This is a genomic window from Streptosporangiales bacterium (assembly GCA_009379955.1).
Classification (GTDB): domain Bacteria; phylum Actinomycetota; class Actinomycetes; order Streptosporangiales; family WHST01; genus WHST01.
In genome coordinates, this window is the sequence record WHST01000077.1 from 14539 (window position 1) to 31462 (window position 16924).

A 16924-nucleotide genomic window follows, 5' to 3' on the forward strand; every position below is an offset into this window, starting at 1 on the left:
CCCTCGCAGCGCACCCGTGAACGGCACCCTCACCATGCCCCGGCACGGTGAGGGTGCCGTTCACGTGTTGCGGCCGCGAGGCGACCGGCACCACGACCGAGTCCACCCTTGTCACCCGCCCGGGGTCGCCGCACCAGCGGCGATGGACGACTGACAACTCACCTCGAGGGTGGGTCGTGGATGCGGTTGCGGCGGGGCTTCTGCTGCGGGTCCACCCATTTCGGGGGGATCGTGTGCGGGACGCCGCTGGGCACCTCACCCGACGGTTGGGTGCGGGGGTGCAGGGCGTCGACGGCGGCGAGCCTGGCTTTCGCCTCGCTGGTGTCGATCCGCAGCACCGTCCGCAGGTAGGACTCCACTGACCGGGCACCCCGGTCGACGTGCAGGCCACGGTCGCGGATCTCCCGGGCGAGCGCCTGCAACATCAGCGGCGCCTTCCGCACTGCTTCTTCGGCGGCGAGCGCGAGTCCGTCGACGTCGGGGACCGACGCGAAGTCGGTCCGGGCGAGACGGGCCAGTACCTCGGTGAGGGTGAGGATGTCTTCCCACGCCTGTTCCTCGACCGATGGCGGTGTGGTCTTGTCCTCGTCCATATTCAAATACTAGACGGGGCCACCGACAGTACTCCACGAATTCCGCGGTTTTAGCATCCGACCGGAGTCACGAAGGATAACGAAAAGGCAGCCACGGACCGGAGACCACGCAGCGACCGGCGAGCGCGGCAGCCACAGGAGCTGCCTCACCCCGTAGATGCGCGCTGTTCAGGTCGATCGTCGGGTGTGTCAAGTTTCCGCCAGCGCACAAATCCCACAAACAACGTTGTGCGGATTCTTGACACCCGACGATCGACTTACACAATAAAGAGAGGGGTGAGGCAGCGGCCCACAGAACGCCTAGAGCGAGGCCAGATGCCGACCCACCATGCGCCCGAACACAAGGGAAGTCAGGAGCCCCGACCCCGACAGGTACCCGTCGGGAGACCCACCGGACAGCCCCGCCGCGGCCGCCCCGCCCGCATAGAGATCCGTGATCGGCGCACCGTCCACTCCGAGCACCCGCCCGCACACGTCCACCCGCATCCCGCCGAGCGACTGCAGCACGCCCCCGGTGATCGCGGCCGCGTAGAACGGCGCCCGCAAGGGCTCGCCGCCGATCTCACGCCCCAGCGGATCCACCCCGCGCGCGATGCCCGCGTTGTACGCGTCCACCGTCGCCGTCAACGCCTGCGCCGGTACGTCCACGAGCGTCGCCAGCTCCGCCACGGTCGCCGCCGTGTGCACGCCGTCGACGGCGGTCACGTCTCGCATGGCGCCGGTGTCGCCGTACGCGCGCTGGATGCGGTCGTCCCACACCGCGATGCCGAGGCCACCGAAGCGCTCGAACATGACGCCTGCCCACTCCGAGTAGCCCTGGTCCTCGCGCACGACGCGGTGACCGGTGCGGTCGACGATGACGGCGCCCGCGGTCACGATCCCCGGGTTCAGCCGGGCGGCGTGGTGGCGCGGATCGGTGGCGCACGCGATGGCGTAGCCCTGACCCAGGTAGCCGCCCATGTCCACGAGGTCGGCACTCACCTCAGCGGCCCAGCGGACGGCGTCGCCGCGATGCCCTCGACCCCCGAGGTACCTGGCCGAGGCCACGGTCGGGAGGTAGCGCTCCATGGTCGCGCGGTCCGCGGCGAACCCGCCGCAGGCGAGCACGGTCGCCGAGGCGCGCATCTCCAGCCCGCCGTCCACCGCGCCGGTCCGGATGCCGGCCACCCTGCCGCCCTCGTACACGAGGTCGGCCACCGCCGTGTGGTCGACGATCCGCACGCCCGGCCTGCCGACCGTGTGCGTGCGCAGGGCACCGATCAGCGGGGCACCCGAGCGCTCCCTGGTCGCGTGGAGCCGGATGCGGCCGTGACCGACCCGCCTGGCTTCGGTCGCCAGCTCGAGCGGGACGCCCACCTCGTCGAGCAGCCAGTCGACCGCGTGCGGGGACTCGGCACACAGACGGCGGACGAGCCGCTCGTCGGTGCCGTGGCTCTTGGCGAGGATGTCGTCCGCCATGGCGTCGGGATCGTCGTCGACACCGGCCTGCCGCTGCAGGCGGGTACCCGCGGCGATCACGCTCCCGCTGCCGAGCTCGGCGTTGGTGGGAGTGGTGACGTCGCGTTCGTAGACGAGGATCTTCGCCGCCGGTGCCGCCGCGGCGAGGGTCGCCGCCGTGGCGAGGCCGAAGGCGCCGGCACCCACCACGACCACGTCAGCGGTCATGCGTGACCCGACGCGCGCCATTCCCCGGCGAACGTCTGCGCGGCCGCGATCAGCTCCGCAGGCGGGCGGGCGTGGAAGAGGCCGCGGCGCGACGGCCCGAGGCCGCTGGACCTGCGCAGGTCGACGCGCGCCTCGCAGAGCTTGACACCCGCGGCGAGCGAGTCGACGACGGGCACGTCGTCGACGGACGACACGCCATTGCGCGCCAGGAGGATGTTGAGCGGGCCCTCCCCCGGCACGACGACCTCGGCACCCGCCTCGATCGCGCGGCGCGCCGCCGCGGTGAACGCGTCGACGACCGGTCCCGCGTCGCGGTACCCGTCGAGGATGCCGCCGAACGGCAGGTCGATCGAGACGATCGGTCCGAGCAGCCCGCCGAGCCCGTACGTCTCGGCGTTCCTGCGCAGCTGCGGCCGCAGGTCGTCGATGAAGTTCACGATGCCGACGCGGCTGCCGAGCGTCGCGCCGACCAGCAGCGACGCCTGCCCGTACGCGATGACCGGGATGTCGACGAGAGTGCGGATCTCCTCGAAGCCGACGTCGGGGATGGTCGCGATGAAGAACGCGTCGTAGCCCTGCTCCTCCGCCGTCACGGCCGCCCGGACGAACTGCTCGCGCAGCAGGTGCTGCAGGTGGAGGTACCTGATGTGGGTGCCCGGGTAGTCCGTCGGGTACGTGCCCGGCGCCATGCCGTGCAGGTCGACGGTCGTGCCGGGCCTGGCGACCTTCGCGAAGTGGTCGCCGAGCGCGTCGCGGTAGCCGCCGACGTCGTCGAGCACCGTGAAGCTCTGGTGCCAGATCCGAACGCCTTCGGCGTCCGTGGTCACTGCGCTGCGCCCTTCGCCGCGTCGACGCCCGCGATCCTGCCGAAGACCGCGCCCTTCAGCACCGACGTCGAACCCGCGTACCTGGTGAAGTACGACCCGACGATCTCCCCCGCGGCGTACAGGCCGCGGAGCACGGCGCCGTCGTGGGTCAGCACCCGCGCGCTCGGGTCGATCTTGAGTCCGCCGAACGTGAAGACGTTCGCCGCGATGATCGGGTACGCCCGGTACGGCGGCGCATCGATCGGACGTGCCCAGTTGGACTTCTGCGGATGCAGTCCCACAGTCGCCACACCGTCGGTGCGCAGCGGGTCGAACTCACCGTCGCGACAGGCCGCGTTGTACGCCGCCACCGTCGACTCCAACGACCCGGCGGGGACGTCGAGCGCGGTGGCGAGGTCGGCGAGGGTGTCCGCCACGATGGCCGGCCGGTCGGTGCGCACGGCGCGCTGCCAGGTCGGCACGTCCTCGATCCTCTCGTCGAGGACCAGGTAGCCGATGCCCTGCGGCTGCGCGTTGATGACCCGCGTGATGGCCTCGTACGTCGCGTCGACGGGACCGGGAGCCTCGTCGACGAACCGCTCGCCGTCCCTGTTGACGAGGATGCCGTACGGGAACGCGAAGATCGCGGGCTCGGGCGCCGCCGACCGCGGGTCCATCGGCTCGGCGTGGAACAGGTTGAAGTTGCCGGACGGTGCGGCGCCGGCCCGTAGCGCCATCGCGATGCCCTCGCCCTTGTTGTAGTAACCGCCACGGGCGATCGGGCGACAGACGAGCGAGCCGGGACCGAGGTAACGCGCCTGCATCTCCGCGTTGCCCTCGAAGCCACCGCACGCGAGCACGACGCGTCCGCGGAACTCGACCGGCCGGTCACCCTCGCGGACGGCCTTGACACCGACCACCGTGCCGTCGGCGTCGCGGAGCAGGTCCCTGCCCGCGGTCAGGTAGTGGAAGTCGACGCCGTGCTCGCGGGCCGCCTTGCCCAGCGTCTCGACGAGCGCGAGGCCGCCGCCGACCGGCGCCAGCCGCGTCGTCGAGGTGGTGATGAACCCCGTGGTGATCGGCCCGAACGCGACACCGTGGCCGCGCATCCAGGCCAGGGTGGGGCCTGCCGACGCGGCGAACACCCCGACGACCTCGGGGTCGAGGATGTGCATCGCGCGCAGGTTGGCCGGCCACGACGAGCGGTCGCGGACGAGCTCGCCGGTCAGGCCGGGATCGGGGTATCCCATGAAGTCGCCGAGCAGCGCGTCCTCGAAGTCGTCGGAGACGTCGTCCTCCGACTTCATCCGCAGGTACGCCTCGGTGTACCTGGTGTTGCCGCCGCTCTCCGCCTCCGTGGCGCGTTCGAGGACGGCAACGCGCGCCCCCTCCTCGCGCGCGGCCAGCGCCGCCGACAGTCCTGCGACGCCGGAACCGACGACCACCACGTCGTACTCTTCGCTCATGATTCGCCTCCGGTCTCAGGCTCGCGGGTTGAACGGGTCCTTGACGCCCTGACCGACGTCGATCCAGACGCTCTTCTCCTCGGTGTACTCGTCCAGCGCGTCAGGCCCGTTCTCCCGGCCGATCCCGCTCTGGTCGAAGCCGCCGAACGGCGTGAGGTACGACGTCTTGCGGTAGTTGTTGACCCACACGGTGCCGGCTCGCAGGGCCGACGCCATCCGGTGCGCCCGCGGCAGGTTGAGGGTCCAGACCCCTGCGGCCAGGCCGAACTCGGTGTCGTTCGCGATCGCGAGCGCCTCGTCCTCGCTCTCGAACCGCAGGACGCTGGCGACCGGCCCGAAGACCTCCTCGCGAGCGATGCGCATGTCGTTGGTGACGTCGGCGAACACGGTCGGCTCGACGAACAGTCCCTGGTCGAGTCCCGGCCCGGTCGCGCGCCGGCCGCCCGCGACGAGGCGCGCGCCCTCGCCGCGCGCGATGTCGAAGTAGCGCAGCACCTTGTCGAACTGGGCGGGCGACGCGATCGTGCCCATCTCGGTGTCGTCGGAACGGGGGTCGCCGAGGCGTATCGCCTTCGCCCGCTCGCCCAGCTTCTCGACGACCTCGTCGTAGATGGATGCCTCCACGAGGATGCGCGAGCCGGCCATGCACGACTGCCCGCTCGCACCGAAGATGCCGGCGACCAGGCCGTTCATGGCGATGTCGAGGTCCGCGTCGGCGAACACGATGTTGGGCGACTTGCCACCGAGCTCCAGCGACGTCCTGGTCAGCGTCGCGCCGGCCGACCGCGCGATCGCACGGCCTGTCGCCGTCGATCCGGTGACCGCGATCTTGTCGACGCCCGGGTGCTCGGAGAGCGCGCGGCCCGCGGGGTCGGCGAGCCCGGTCACCACGTTGAACACCCCTGGCGGCAGGCCCGCCTCGACGGCGAGCTCCGCGAGTCGCAACGTCGAGACGGGGGTGATCTCGGACGGCTTCGCGACGACGGTGTTGCCGGCGGCGAGCGCGGGACCGAGCTTCCACGCCAGCAGCAGGATCGGGGAGTTCCACGGCGTGACCGCCGCGACGACACCGAGCGGTTCGCGGACGGTGTAGTTCATCATCCCCGGCAGGTGCACGGGGTTGGTGCGGCCGCCGTGGGTCTGGGCCAGTCCCGCGTAGTAGTGGAAGTGGTCGGGGAGCAACCGCATCTGGCCGACCATCTCGCGCGCCAGCTTGCCGTTCTCCCGCACCTGGATCTCGGCGAGCTCCTCGGCATGGTCGGCGAGCAGGTCACCGAACCTGCGCAGGACGCGCGCGCGTTCAGGAGCGATGGTCTCCGACCACGGACCGGACGTGAACGCCTTGCGCGCCGACGCGACGGCGGCGTCGACGTCAGCCGCGCTCGCGTCCGGCACCTGGGCCCACGTCTGGCAGGTGTACGGGTCCTCGACGTCGACGAAGGAGCCCGACGAGGGCTCCACCCAGGCGTTGTCGACGAAGAGCCCGTAGCGCTTCACGTCCCGTGCATCATTCGGCATGCTCGACCGTTCTCCTACCGTTGTCTCAGTCCAGCGCGTGCAGCGCCGACTCCTCGCTCGCGGCGATGTGCCGGCGCATGGCGGCCTTGGCCTCCTCGACGTCGCCCGCGCGCAGCGCGTCGAGGATCTCCTCGTGCTCGCGCACCGACTGCTCCGTGCGGACCGCGGTGGTCGCGACGCTGAGGTACCTGTACCTGTCCATGCGCGCCCTGATCATGTCCATCAGCTGCGCGTTGACCGGGTTGGCCGCGATGTCGGCGAGGATCGCGTGGAACTCGCCGCCGCCGTCGGCGACGGTCTTGCCGCCGGTGCGGTCGCGTGCCTCGCGCATGTGCGCGAGTGCCCCCTCGAGACGGTCGACGCCGTCCGGCGTCAAGCGCGTGATCGCCTCCTCGACGGTGAGCTGCTCCAGCGCGCCGCGCACGGCGTAGTGGGCACGCGCGTCCTCGACCGTCGCCGGCCGGACGAACATGCGCCCGTTCCCTGCCCGCTCGATCAGACCCTCCGACTGCAGCCGCTGCACCGCCTCGCGGACGACGGGGCGGCTGACCCCGAGGTCCGCGGCGATCTTCTCCTCGGTGATCGGCGCTCCCGGCGCGATCCTGGTGCGCACGATGGCGTCGCGGAGCGTTCCGTACGCGAGGTCGCGCAGCGATCGGCGTTCCCCTTGCAGGGACAGGCCCGCCGACGGGTTCCCCTCGAAAGTCACGGGTCACACCATATTGACGTTTTGACGAACTGTCTACAAAACTACAGCCCATGACCGAGAGTCCCAGCGCGCGGTTCGCCCGCCTCGTCGCCCGCGACGAGCTGCTCGTCCTGCCCGGCGTGTACGACGGCATCTCCGCTCGCGTCGCCGAGGAGGCGGGCTTCGAGTCCGTCTACGTCAGCGGGGGCGCGATCGCCCGCAGCTGCGGGCTGCCCGACCTCGGCCTGCTGTCCATGACCGAGGTGCGCGACCGGATCGCCCAGATCTGCGACGCGGTCGAGGTGCCGGTCGTCGTCGACATCGACACCGGCTACGGCAACGCGCTCAACGTCCACCGCACGGTCCGCGAGTTCACCCGACTCGGCGCCGCCGCGTACCAGCTCGAGGACCAGGTCACGCCCAAGAAGTGCGGCCACTACGCCGGAAAGGCCGTGATCACGGCCGAGGAGATGGTGGGGAAGATCGCCGCGACCATCGAGTCCCGCGGTCCGGACGGTCCGCTCGTCATCGCACGCACCGACGCTGTGGCGGCCGAGGGGCTCGACGCCGCCGTCGACCGCGCGTTGCGGTACGCCGAGGCGGGCGCGGAGATCCTCTTCGTCGAGGCGCCGACCGACCGCGCACAGATCGAGACCGTCGCCGAACGGCTCGCGGGACACACCCTGCTGATCAACATGTTCGAGGGCGGCAGGACGCCGACCGTGTCCACCGACGACCTCGCGGCCATGGGCTACCGCATCGTCATCGTGCCCTCGGACCTGCAGCGCGCGTCGATCCACGCCATGCGCCGCGCCGCGGCCGAGCTGCGGCAGCACGGTTCGACGAGCGCGATCTCCGATCAGCTGACCACCTTCGACGACCGGGACGCCCTGGTGAACAAGGCCGTCTGGGACGAGCGCGAGCAGCGCTTCGCCGCAACCCAGGAGTGACGCCCGTCCGCCGTCCCGACGGGGCGGTGCGGCGGACACGACGGAAGGACGATGTCGTGAGCAGCTCAACGCTGAGCGAGCCTGACCACACGCCGGCCGAACGACGCAGCGCGTTCCTCGGCGCGACGGTCGGGTGGATCTTCGACTACTACGAGGTCTTCCTGATGTCGCTGCTCGTCATCCCGATCGCCAAGGAGTTCGGGCTGAACACGGGGCAGGTCTCGATGATCTTCGCCGTGCAGCTGCTGTTCCTCGGCATCGGCGGCGTCGGCTTCGGCATGCTCGCGGACCGGTTCGGGCGCAAGCGCATCCTCTTCTGGACGATCGTGCTGTTCGGCGTCGCCACGTTCGCCCGCGCGTTCGCGCCGAACTTCCCCATGCTCCTGGTGCTCACCGCGATCGCGGGCCTCGGCATCGGCGGCGAGTACGGCGTCGGCCAGACGCTGGTGGCAGAGGTCATGCCGGCACGCCGGCGCGGCTGGTACAGCGGCCTGCTGTACGGCGGCATCTACCTCGGCATCATGCTCGGCGCGGTCGTCGGCGGGTACGTCGCGCCCGAGGTCGGTTGGCGCGTGACGTTCGCCATCTCCGGGTTCCCCGTGCTCTTCGCCGTCTTCGTCCGGCTCAAGTCACCGGAGTCGAAGGCGTGGCAGCGTGCGCGCGAGGATGGCAAGCGGGCCGCGCGCACCACCAGGCCGGTACGCACCATCGTCAGCCGCCGATTCCTCCCCCGCTTCCTGCTCTGCCTGTTCGCGGCGATCCTGCAGTTCTTCGCGTACTACGGCATCGCGACCTTCCTTCCCACCTACCTGGTCGACCAGGGCTTCAGCATGTCCAAGGCGTCGTGGTGGCTGTTCTTCACCGGGATCGCCGGGCTCGTCGGCTGCGTGTGGGGCGCGTACAGCAACGACAGGTTCGGTCGCCGCGCGACGCTGTCGATGCTCGCGGCCACTGCCGGCCTCGCGGGCGTCGTGCTCGTGCTCGGCTGGAACCAGATGCTCGACAACGGGCTGATCCTGATCCCGTTCTTCTTCTTCTTCGTCGGGTCCAACGGCGCCGTCGCGTTCGGCGTGCTGTTCAGCGAGATGTTCCCCGCGGAGATCCGCACCACCGCGGTCTCCTCGGCACTGCAGATCGCGCGCGGCCTCTCCCTCTTCCCGCCGCTGATCGCCGGCTTCCTGCTCCCCAGGTTCGGCTACGAGCCGGTCGTGCTCCTCAGCACGGCGGAGTTCCTGCTGCTCGCCATCGTCGCCTGGGCATTCCGCAGGCACTACGAGACCGACCTCGTACCCACCGACGCGGCGCGTCACGTCCCGACCGATTGGCGATGAGCGACATGGCTCTGCTCAACCAGACCGACCGGACCACCAAGCCGCAGCTCAACGCGTGGCTCAGCGCGTTCGTCGGGTGGGTCTTCGACTACTACGAGATCTTCCTCGTCACGTTCCTCGCGGTGCAGATCAGCCAGGAGTTCGACCTCCACCCCGGCCAGACCGCGTACTTCTTCTCGCTGCAGCTCGCCGCGCTCGCGATCGGCGGCGTGCTCTTCGGCTTCCTCGCCGATCGTTTCGGCCGGCAACGCATCCTGATGTGGACGATCGTCATCTACTCGGTCTTCACGCTCGCGCGGGCGTTCGCACCCAACTACGAGGTGCTGCTGGTGCTGACCGTGTTCGCCGGGATCGGTCTCGGCGGCGAGTTCGGCGTCGGCCAGACGCTCGTCTCCGAGGTCATGCCGGCGAGGCGGCGCGGCTGGTGGAGCAGCATGCTCTACAGCGGCACGTACGTCGGCAAGACGTTCGCCGTGATCGTCGGCGGGGTGGTGCTCGGTGCCATCGGCTGGCGCTGGGTGTTCGTGGTCTCGAGCGTGCCGATCGTCGTGGCACTGATCGTCAGGTTCGCCGCCCCCGAGTCCGACGTGTGGCAGCGCAGGCGGGAACGCGCGCCGACCGACTGGAGCATCCTGCGCCGCAAGGCCTTCCTGGTGCCGTTCGCGCTCTGCGTCTTCGCCGGCGTCTTCCAGTTCTTCGCCTTCTACGGGGTCACCTCGTTCCTGCCGACGTACCTCATCGAGAACCAGGGGTTCAGCTTCGGCAAGACCGCGTGGTGGATCTTCCTGAGCACGGTCGCGGGCTTCCTCGGCTGCGTCATGGGCGCCTACACCACGGACCGCTGGGGACGCCGGATCACGCTCACCTACCTCGCCGGCACGGCGGCGGTCGGCGGTCTCGTCCTCGCGTACACCTGGGAGTCGCTGCTCGGCAGCCTCTGGATCCTCGTGCCGTTCTTCTTCCACTACCTCGGCACCGCGGCGGTCTCGGTCTTCGGCGCGCTGTTCAGCGAGCAGTTCCCGACCGAGGTCAGGTCGACCGGCGTGTCCGCGTCGCTGCAGGTCGCGCGCGGCCTCTCCTTCTTCCCACCGCTGCTGACGGCCGCCATCTATCCCGTGTACGGATACCAGGTCATCGTCTACGTCGGCGCCGCGCTGTTCGCCGCGCTCGCGGTGATCGCGTGGCTGTTCAAGGACAGCAGGGGCAAGAACGTCGACCAGGTCGACGCGGCGACCTCGGCCGACGCGTCCGCGGCCGTCCCGAACGTCGCCGAGGAGCCGACCCAGTGAGCGCAGGAGCCGAGAAGCGAGCCGCAGGTAGGGGTCGCGACGCCTGTCGGACCGGGCCGGGCGTCGTCGCGGCACCTGCCGTAGGCGGGCGCGTGAGGCAATGATCGACGACCCGCCCGTCCGGATCTGGCTGCAGAGTGTCACCGACCTCGACCGGTTGCCCGGGTACGCGCGCCAGCTCGACCAGCACGCGGCCAGGTGCGTGCGTCCCGGCACCACCGTCGACGTCCACGGGGTCGCGCCGGGCACCTACCCGCCTGGCGTGCCGCCGATCGACGTGCTTCGCTTCCCCGCGGTCGAGTACCTGCTCGGCGTGCAGCTGCTCGAGAACGCCCGCCGCGCCGAGCGCGACGGCTACGACGCGTTCGCGGTCTGCTGCTTCTTCGACCCGATCGTCGACGAGCTGCGCAGCGCGGTCGACATCCCCGTCGTCAGCCTCTGCGAGAGCGCGCTGCTGATGAGCGCCGCCGCCGGCAGGCGCTTCGGGCTGCTGGGAATCGCGGCGGCGAACCGTGAGCGGCTGACCGAGCTCGCCGAGAGGTACGGCTACGGCCGTCGCGTCGCGGCGATCGTCGAGATCGACCCGCCGCTCTCCGAGGACGACATCGACCGCGCCTACGACGACCCGACCGCGCTGCTCCCCCGGCTGGAGCGGGCGGCGCGACGCTGCGACGACGCCGAGGCCGACCTGCTCGTCCCCGCGGAGGGCGTGCTCAACAGCATGCTCACCCGCGGCGGCGTACGCGAGCTCGCCGGACTGCCGGTGGTCGACGCACTCGCCGCGCTGCTCACCCATGCGGAGGCGCTCGTGTGGCTGTCCCGACGATCGGGACTCGCCGTCAGCCACCGCCACGGTCTCGCGCGGGCGCCGGACGACGTCACCGCAGCCGCCGCGGCGAAGGCACGCGAGGCCCTGACCGGAAGGAGCGACCATGGCTGAACCGCAGGAGCTCGCCACGGACGTCGTCGTGGTCGGCGGCGGGCTGGCGGGTGTGTGCGCGGCGACCGAGGCAGCCGACCACGGCGCGGACGTCGTGCTCCTCGAGCGGCAGCCCGCACTCGGCGGCAGCACCGTCCTCAGCGGTGGCTTCGTCGCCCTCGCCGACACCCCGATGCAGCGACGGCGCGGCATCACCGACTCCGCCGACCTGCTGTACGACGACCTGCGCACGGTCGGCGAGGAGCGCAACGACGAACGTCTCGTCCGCCGCTACGCCGACTCCCAGGCACTGCTGTACGACTGGCTCACCAGCCGCGGCGTGACGTTCGACGCGGTCGAGCTGAGCGCCGGCCAGTCGGTCGCGCGCAGCCATCACACCGACACCCCCACCCTGATCCGCACGCTCACCGAGCGCGCCGTCGCCGCGGGCGTCACCGTCACGACGGACGCACCGGTGCTGCGCCTGCTCCGCGCCGAGGCGAACGGCCGGGTCGAGGGCGTCCTGGCGTCGATCGACGGCACGGAGACCCGGGTCATGGCACGCCGTGGCGTCGTGCTGGCCGCCGGCGGCTTCTGCCACGGCGACGAGATGCTCGAGACCTTCGCTCCCCGCCAGGCGCGGGCACTGCGCATCGGCGGCGCGGGCAACACCGGCACCGGGCTGCGGATGGCGTGGGCGCTCGGCGCCGACATGCGCGACATGGGCTACGTCAAGGGCACGTTCGGCACGCATCCGAGCGCGGCGTCCGACAAGCACGAGATCCTGCTCGCGTTCTACCTCGGCGCCGTCATCGTCAACAGGGAGGGTCGGAGGTTCGTCGACGAGTCGCTGTCGTACAAGACCCTCGGCGACGCGTGCCTCGACCAGACCGACGCCCTGTGCTACCAAGTGTTCGACCAGACGGTGATGGACGCGTCGTCGCCCGGCGTGCCGCTCTTCGACCTCGAGGCACTGCTGGGCCGGGGTCTCGTCGTCACCGCCGACACCTGGGCCGACCTCGGCGCCGCGATCGACGTCGACGGCGCGACGCTGGGCGAGTCCGTCGAGCGCTACAACCGCGCCGTCGCGGCCGGCGTCGACACCGAGTTCGGGCGCGACGGGCTCTGCCACCACGCCGGCGAGCTGGTGCCGCTCACCAGGCCGCCGTTCTACGCGTTCCCGTCGACCACCGCGATGCTCGCGACGTACTGCGGCCTGCGCATCACCCCCGACACCGAGGTGCTCGACGTGTTCGGCGAACCGATCGAGGGCCTGTACGCCGCCGGTGAGATCACCGGCGGACTCCACGGCACCGCGTACATGACGGGCTCGTCGCTGGGCAAGTCCGCGGTGTTCGGCCGCATCGCGGGTACGCGCGCGGCGGGGGCGAAAGCATGAGCGCAGCGCAGGAGCTCGACGAGCGCGCCGGGGGGAGGGGCCGCGTCGCCCACCGCACCACCCTGCTGGTTGGCGCGGCACCTGCCGGAGACGCGGGAGGAGGCGGGCGCGTATGACCGGCCCGACGGCGCTGCTCGCCGCGCACGCACGCGACATGCGCGACGCGGAGCTCGCGCCCGGCGTCCGCGAGAAGGCCGTCCTCTGCCTGCTCGACGCGCTGGCGCTCGGACTGTCCGCCGGGGACGACGAGACGGTCGGGGCCGCTGCGTCGGTGCTCTCGACGACCGCCGGCGGCGAGGGCCCGCTCGTGTGGCCCACCGGACGTCGCGCCACCGTCGGAGACGCCGCGCTGCTCAACGGGATCTCGGCGCACGCACACTTCCACGACGATACGGACATGGACGCCTGGGCGCATCCGGGTTCGCTGATCGTCCCCGCCGTCGTCGCGGTCGCGGAGGACCGCCGCACGTCGGTCGACGCGCTGGTGCGCGGAGTCGCCGCCGGCTACTCGGCGCTCAACTGGCTCGGCGCGCACGGAGCAGTCGGCCGTGCGCTCGTCGAGCGGGGCTTCCGCGCGAGCCCGACCCTCGGCTCGATCGGTGCCGCGGTGGGAGCCGCGACCGTGCTCGGGCTCGACGACACCGAGGCGGGCAACGCCATCGGGCTCGCGACGGACGTCACGGGCGGGCTGCTCGAACCGGTGCGGTCGGGCGCGCAGGACTGGCGATGGCAGAACGGGATCGCCGCCTGGCGCGGCACGATGGCGGCGCTGCTGGCCGAGGCGGGTGTACGCGGGCCGGCCGAGCCGCTCGCCGGACCGCAGGGTTTCCTCACCGCGTTCTGCGCGATCGACGTCCCGCCGTCGTGGACGGAGCCGCCCCGCGCGGAGGCGATCCACGAGGTCTGGTTCAAGCGCTACCCGGTCCTCGGCGACAACATGGCCCCCGCGATCGCCGCCGCCGACCTGCACGCCGGCGTCGGTGATCCCGCCGAGATCACGCGCATCGACGTGCACATCAACGCGCACTTCGCCGCGTACCCGGGCACGTCGTACCGCGGCCCGTTCGACACGATCGAGCAGGCGATGGCGAGCACCGCGTTCGCGGTCGCGACACTGCTCGCGTACGCGAGCGCGGACTTGAGCAGGTGGACGTGGCTGTCGGCGAACCCGGGGAACGCGACCCCGCCGCCGAGGTCGACGCGTTCGGTGTCCCTACCGGCGAGCTCCCGGCACTCCGCCGCGGTGCCGGCCGCCACGATGACGCCGTGGGCGACGGCGAGCGCCTCGACGGTGTCGCCCTCACGACGCATCGTGTGGAACGTGCCGTTCTCGAAGATCACGTCGGCGGGTCCTGCCATCGGGGCCTCCTTCGTCGTCGCAGCACCAGCACGGTCAGCCCAGGTGGACGCGGTCCTTCACCGAGTCGCGGCGGAAGACCACCTCGCCCCCGGACACGGTCAGGTCGATCGGCAGCTCACCGAACTTCTCCGGCGCGACGGAGAACGGGTCGTCGCCGAGCACCGCGACGTCCGCGACCTTGCCGGCCTCGAGGGTGCCCTCGGTCCGCTCGCGGAACCCGGTGTACGCGGCGTTGACGGTCTGCGCGCGCAACGCCTCGGCGAGGGTGAGCGACTCCCCCGGCGTGATGACCGCACCGCTGAGCGTCTGGTGCGCCACCGCCGTGCCGAGGTCGCGGAGCGGGTCGACGGAGTAGTAGCCGGGCGAGTCCGAGCCGAACGTCAGCGGGAAGCCGGCGTCCCACAGGCTGCGGAAGCCGAAGCCCTGCTCGGTCACCCGGCGCTGGATCATCTCCACGATGGGGTCACCCATGTAGAAGAGGGAACGGCGGGTTCGGGATCGGCAGCAGGTTGATCCGGCGGGCGCGCTCGACGCGTTCGGGCGTCATCATCCAGTTGCCCATGTGCTCGACGCGGTGGCGGTGGTCGAGGCGCGGGTACGCCGCCTGCGCCTTCTCGTACGACTGCAGGATCATGTCGAGGGCGACGTCGCCGATGGCGTGCGTGCAGATGCGCATCCCGGCCCGGTGGTAGCGCTCGACGGTCTCGTCCAGCTCGTCCTGCTTGATCCGGACGAGTCCCGGGTGCTCGTGCCCCTCGTCGTTGTCGAGCGGTTCGCTGAAGGCGGCGTTCTTGCCGGTGAAGCCGCCGTCGATGCTCATCTTGATGCCACCGATCTGGAGCCACTCACCACCGAACCCGTGGATGAGTCCCAGATCCTCGAGGCTCCACTTGGTGAAGTTCGACTCGATCACCCTGATGACCAGGTGCACGCGGACGCGGAGGCAGCCGTCGCGTGCGAGCAGCTGGTACGCGAGGATCTCGTTCCGGTCGGTGACGATGTCGTGGATCGTCGTGACTCCGCGGCGGCTGCACTTGTCCAGCTCGATCGCGATGCGTTCGGCCAGCTCCTCGGGACCGATCGGCGTGCCGCGCGGCTTGATGAGGAACTGTGCGCGCTCGCGGAACACCCCGGTCGGGTTCCCCTCCGCGTCCTTGACGACCGTGCCGCCCTGCGGGCTCGGGGTGTCCCTGTCGATGCCCTGCTCGCTCATCGCCCTGGTGTTCGCGACGAGCAGGTGTGCGCCGAAGTAGATGTAGGCCGGATGGTCGGGTGCGGCCCGGTCGAGCTCCGCGCACGTCGGCAGGCGTCCGTCGCGCAGCCGGAAGTCCTGCAGCGGGCTGCCCCTGCCGATCACCCAGCTGCCCGGCGCCACATTGCTCGCCTGCTCCCTCAGCCGGTCGAGCAGGTGCTCCACCGTCCTGATGCTGGGATCGTAGAAGTCGCGGCACTCGACCGAGTCGGCGCTGCGGGCGGCGTCGCTCGCGAGGTGGACGTGGCAGTCCGCGAGACCCGGCATCGCGTAGCGCCCCCCGAGCTCCACGACCTCGGTGGTCCCACCGACCAGTCGTTCGATCTCCTGGTCGGAGCCCACCGCGATGATGCGACCGTTCTGCACGGCCAATGCCTGGGCCTCACCCGGGTGACCGCCCATGGTCAGCAGTCGGCCGTTCAGGAGGACGAGGTCGGCTGCGCGTGGGTCGCTCATGCCCATGATGACGGGATCCTTCCCGCAGGAGGCACCGGCATCGGGGAGGAGACTGCCGGTGACGTGCTCGCCTCAACGTAGGTGTGTGGCGAGCGGCGTCACAATGAACACAGTGTCGGGTACCCGGGCCCGTACCCGACACCGTGTCGGGCCCGGTGACCGTCAGGCCAGGAAGCGGGCGAACTCGTCGAGCTTCGGCAGCACCTCGTCACGTCCGGCCGCGGGCAGCCGGAAGGTACACCGGGTGACGCCGGCGGTGGCGTACGCCTCGATGACGGCCGGGTCGGGGACGGAGTTGAACATCGAGACGGGGATGTCGGGACGTCCCGCCTCGGCGGCTCGGCCGCGGAGCTCGGCCGTGCGCTTGCCGAACGCCTCGACCTTGTCGGCGGTCACGTTCTGCGCGAGCCACTCGTCGCCGAAGTCGAGCACCCGGTCGATGACCGTGGGTCCCATGCCGCCGACGAGGATCGGCGGGTACGGCTCCTGCCGCGGCTTGGGCCACGACCAGATCGGGTCGAAGTCGACGTACGTGCCGTGGTACTCGGCCTCGTCGGTCGTCCAGATCCGCCGCATCGCGTGGACCCGTTCGGAGAGCAGCGCCATCCGGGTACGTGGATCGGTGCCGTGGTTGGCCATCTCCTCGCGGTTCCACCCGGCACCCACCCCGAACAGCAACCGGCCGCCGGACAGCACGTCGAGGCTCGCGACCTCCTTGGCCGTGACGATCGGGTCGCGCTCGATCACCAGGCACACTCCCGTCGCGACCAGCAGCCGCTCGGTCGCCGCGGCGGCCGCCGTCAACGCGACGAAGGGGTCGTACGTGTGGACGTACATCCGCGGCAGCTCCCCGCCACTGGGGTACGGCGACAGCCGACTGGTCGGGATGTGCGTGTGCTCGGGGAAGAACAGCGACTCGAACCCACGCTGCTCGGCCTCGCGCGCCAGCGACGCCGGGTCGATCGCGTAGTGGGTCGGGAACATGCTGACACCGAACTTCATCGGCCTCGCCCTCTCCTCGGCGTCACTTCATCCAGCGAACATGACTTCACCCTGTCCGTGCACGAGGTGAAGTCCCCGCTGATCACGTTAACCACTGGAGGACCCTGGCGGGCCATCCCCTACGGGTGAAAGGTGACCACCACCCCCCGCTGGGTCCCTAGTCGTGGCCGGTGCGCCGGCTTCCCATGGTGAGTACGTCCTTCCCATGGCGCATGGGCCATGGGAAGGAC

The 16924-nt window shown here is 70.9% G+C and carries 13 protein-coding genes and 1 pseudogene; 5 read left to right on the forward strand and 9 right to left on the reverse strand.

Translation table 11 applies throughout. From position 1 onward, the window contains the following. Positions 1 to 158: 158 nt before the first annotated feature. The 6 genes from GEV10_20990 to GEV10_21015 all read right to left on the reverse strand — a co-directional run bounded on the left by GEV10_20990 (position 159) and on the right by GEV10_21015 (position 6757). The gene (locus GEV10_20990; GenBank protein ID MQA80924.1) at positions 159 to 593 is read right to left on the reverse strand and encodes a hypothetical protein; all 435 of its coding nucleotides are present in this window, start codon (positions 591 to 593) and stop codon (positions 159 to 161) included. 300 nt (positions 594 to 893) lie between these two features. Next, positions 894 to 2279: an FAD-dependent oxidoreductase gene (locus GEV10_20995; GenBank protein MQA80925.1), complete on the reverse strand. Its 1386-nt coding sequence runs from the start codon at positions 2277 to 2279 to the stop codon at positions 894 to 896. Next, positions 2255 to 3085: a hydantoin racemase gene (locus GEV10_21000; GenBank protein ID MQA80926.1), complete on the reverse strand. Its 831-nt coding sequence runs from the start codon at positions 3083 to 3085 to the stop codon at positions 2255 to 2257. The genes GEV10_20995 and GEV10_21000 overlap by 25 nt, the downstream gene beginning before the upstream one ends. After that, complete coding sequence (locus GEV10_21005) at positions 3082 to 4530, reverse strand: FAD-dependent oxidoreductase (protein ID MQA80927.1); 1449 nt, start codon at positions 4528 to 4530, stop codon at positions 3082 to 3084. The genes GEV10_21000 and GEV10_21005 overlap by 4 nt, the downstream gene beginning before the upstream one ends. A gap of 15 nt (positions 4531 to 4545) precedes the next feature. Beyond that, positions 4546 to 6048 (reverse strand): aldehyde dehydrogenase family protein, encoded by a 1503-nt coding sequence (locus GEV10_21010; GenBank protein MQA80928.1) that lies wholly within the window; start codon positions 6046 to 6048, stop codon positions 4546 to 4548. Between the two features lie 25 nt (positions 6049 to 6073). Beyond that, positions 6074 to 6757, reverse strand: coding sequence for an FCD domain-containing protein (locus GEV10_21015; protein ID MQA80929.1), 684 nt, complete (start codon positions 6755 to 6757; stop codon positions 6074 to 6076). Positions 6758 to 6807: 50 nt separating this feature from the next. On the opposite strand from GEV10_21015, the gene GEV10_21020 reads away from it, so the two are divergent. From GEV10_21020 to GEV10_21030, 3 genes are read left to right on the forward strand one after another with little or no spacing between them, the layout of a single operon-like run. Continuing rightward, on the forward strand, positions 6808 to 7686 hold the full coding sequence (locus tag GEV10_21020; GenBank protein ID MQA80930.1) for an isocitrate lyase: 879 nt from the start codon (positions 6808 to 6810) through the stop codon (positions 7684 to 7686). A 56-nt stretch (positions 7687 to 7742) separates the two neighbouring features. Continuing rightward, positions 7743 to 9017 (forward strand): MFS transporter, encoded by a 1275-nt coding sequence (locus GEV10_21025; GenBank protein MQA80931.1) that lies wholly within the window; start codon positions 7743 to 7745, stop codon positions 9015 to 9017. Then, a complete protein-coding gene (locus GEV10_21030; protein ID MQA80932.1) occupies positions 9014 to 10306 on the forward strand; it encodes an MFS transporter in 1293 nt (430 codons plus the stop codon). The genes GEV10_21025 and GEV10_21030 overlap by 4 nt, the downstream gene beginning before the upstream one ends. A 140-nt stretch (positions 10307 to 10446) precedes the next feature. Here GEV10_21030 and GEV10_21035 read toward each other — a convergent pair. Next, positions 10447 to 10704: pseudogene (locus GEV10_21035) on the reverse strand (hypothetical protein). A 534-nt stretch (positions 10705 to 11238) separates the two neighbouring features. On the opposite strand from GEV10_21035, the gene GEV10_21040 reads away from it, so the two are divergent. Next, a complete protein-coding gene (locus tag GEV10_21040) occupies positions 11239 to 12624 on the forward strand; it encodes an FAD-dependent oxidoreductase (GenBank protein MQA80933.1) in 1386 nt (461 codons plus the stop codon). A gap of 112 nt (positions 12625 to 12736) precedes the next feature. Continuing rightward, positions 12737 to 14497: a hypothetical protein gene (locus GEV10_21045; protein ID MQA80934.1), complete on the forward strand. Its 1761-nt coding sequence runs from the start codon at positions 12737 to 12739 to the stop codon at positions 14495 to 14497. Here GEV10_21045 and GEV10_21050 read toward each other — a convergent pair. Then, complete coding sequence (locus GEV10_21050; GenBank protein MQA80935.1) at positions 14448 to 15698, reverse strand: amidohydrolase family protein; 1251 nt, start codon at positions 15696 to 15698, stop codon at positions 14448 to 14450. The genes GEV10_21045 and GEV10_21050 overlap by 50 nt on opposite strands. A 156-nt stretch (positions 15699 to 15854) precedes the next feature. Next, positions 15855 to 16694: a TIGR03619 family F420-dependent LLM class oxidoreductase gene (locus tag GEV10_21055; protein ID MQA80936.1), complete on the reverse strand. Its 840-nt coding sequence runs from the start codon at positions 16692 to 16694 to the stop codon at positions 15855 to 15857. Positions 16695 to 16924: the final 230 nt, after the last annotated feature.

Bases quoted from the DNA above. Each gene is read 5' to 3' on its own strand.
- GEV10_20990 (MQA80924.1), bottom strand. From the start codon at position 593: ATGGACGAGGACAAGACCACACCGCCATCGGTCGAGGAACAGGCGTGG.
- GEV10_20995 (MQA80925.1), bottom strand. From the start codon at position 2,279: ATGGCGCGCGTCGGGTCACGCATGACCGCTGACGTGGTCGTGGTGGGT.
- GEV10_21005 (MQA80927.1), bottom strand. From the start codon at position 4,530: ATGAGCGAAGAGTACGACGTGGTGGTCGTCGGTTCCGGCGTCGCAGGA.
- GEV10_21010 (MQA80928.1), bottom strand. From the start codon at position 6,048: ATGCCGAATGATGCACGGGACGTGAAGCGCTACGGGCTCTTCGTCGAC.
- GEV10_21020 (MQA80930.1), top strand. From the start codon at position 6,808: ATGACCGAGAGTCCCAGCGCGCGGTTCGCCCGCCTCGTCGCCCGCGAC.
- GEV10_21030 (MQA80932.1), top strand. From the start codon at position 9,014: ATGAGCGACATGGCTCTGCTCAACCAGACCGACCGGACCACCAAGCCG.
- GEV10_21040 (MQA80933.1), top strand. From the start codon at position 11,239: ATGGCTGAACCGCAGGAGCTCGCCACGGACGTCGTCGTGGTCGGCGGC.
- GEV10_21045 (MQA80934.1), top strand. From the start codon at position 12,737: ATGACCGGCCCGACGGCGCTGCTCGCCGCGCACGCACGCGACATGCGC.
- GEV10_21050 (MQA80935.1), bottom strand. From the start codon at position 15,698: ATGGGCATGAGCGACCCACGCGCAGCCGACCTCGTCCTCCTGAACGGC.
- GEV10_21055 (MQA80936.1), bottom strand. From the start codon at position 16,694: ATGAAGTTCGGTGTCAGCATGTTCCCGACCCACTACGCGATCGACCCG.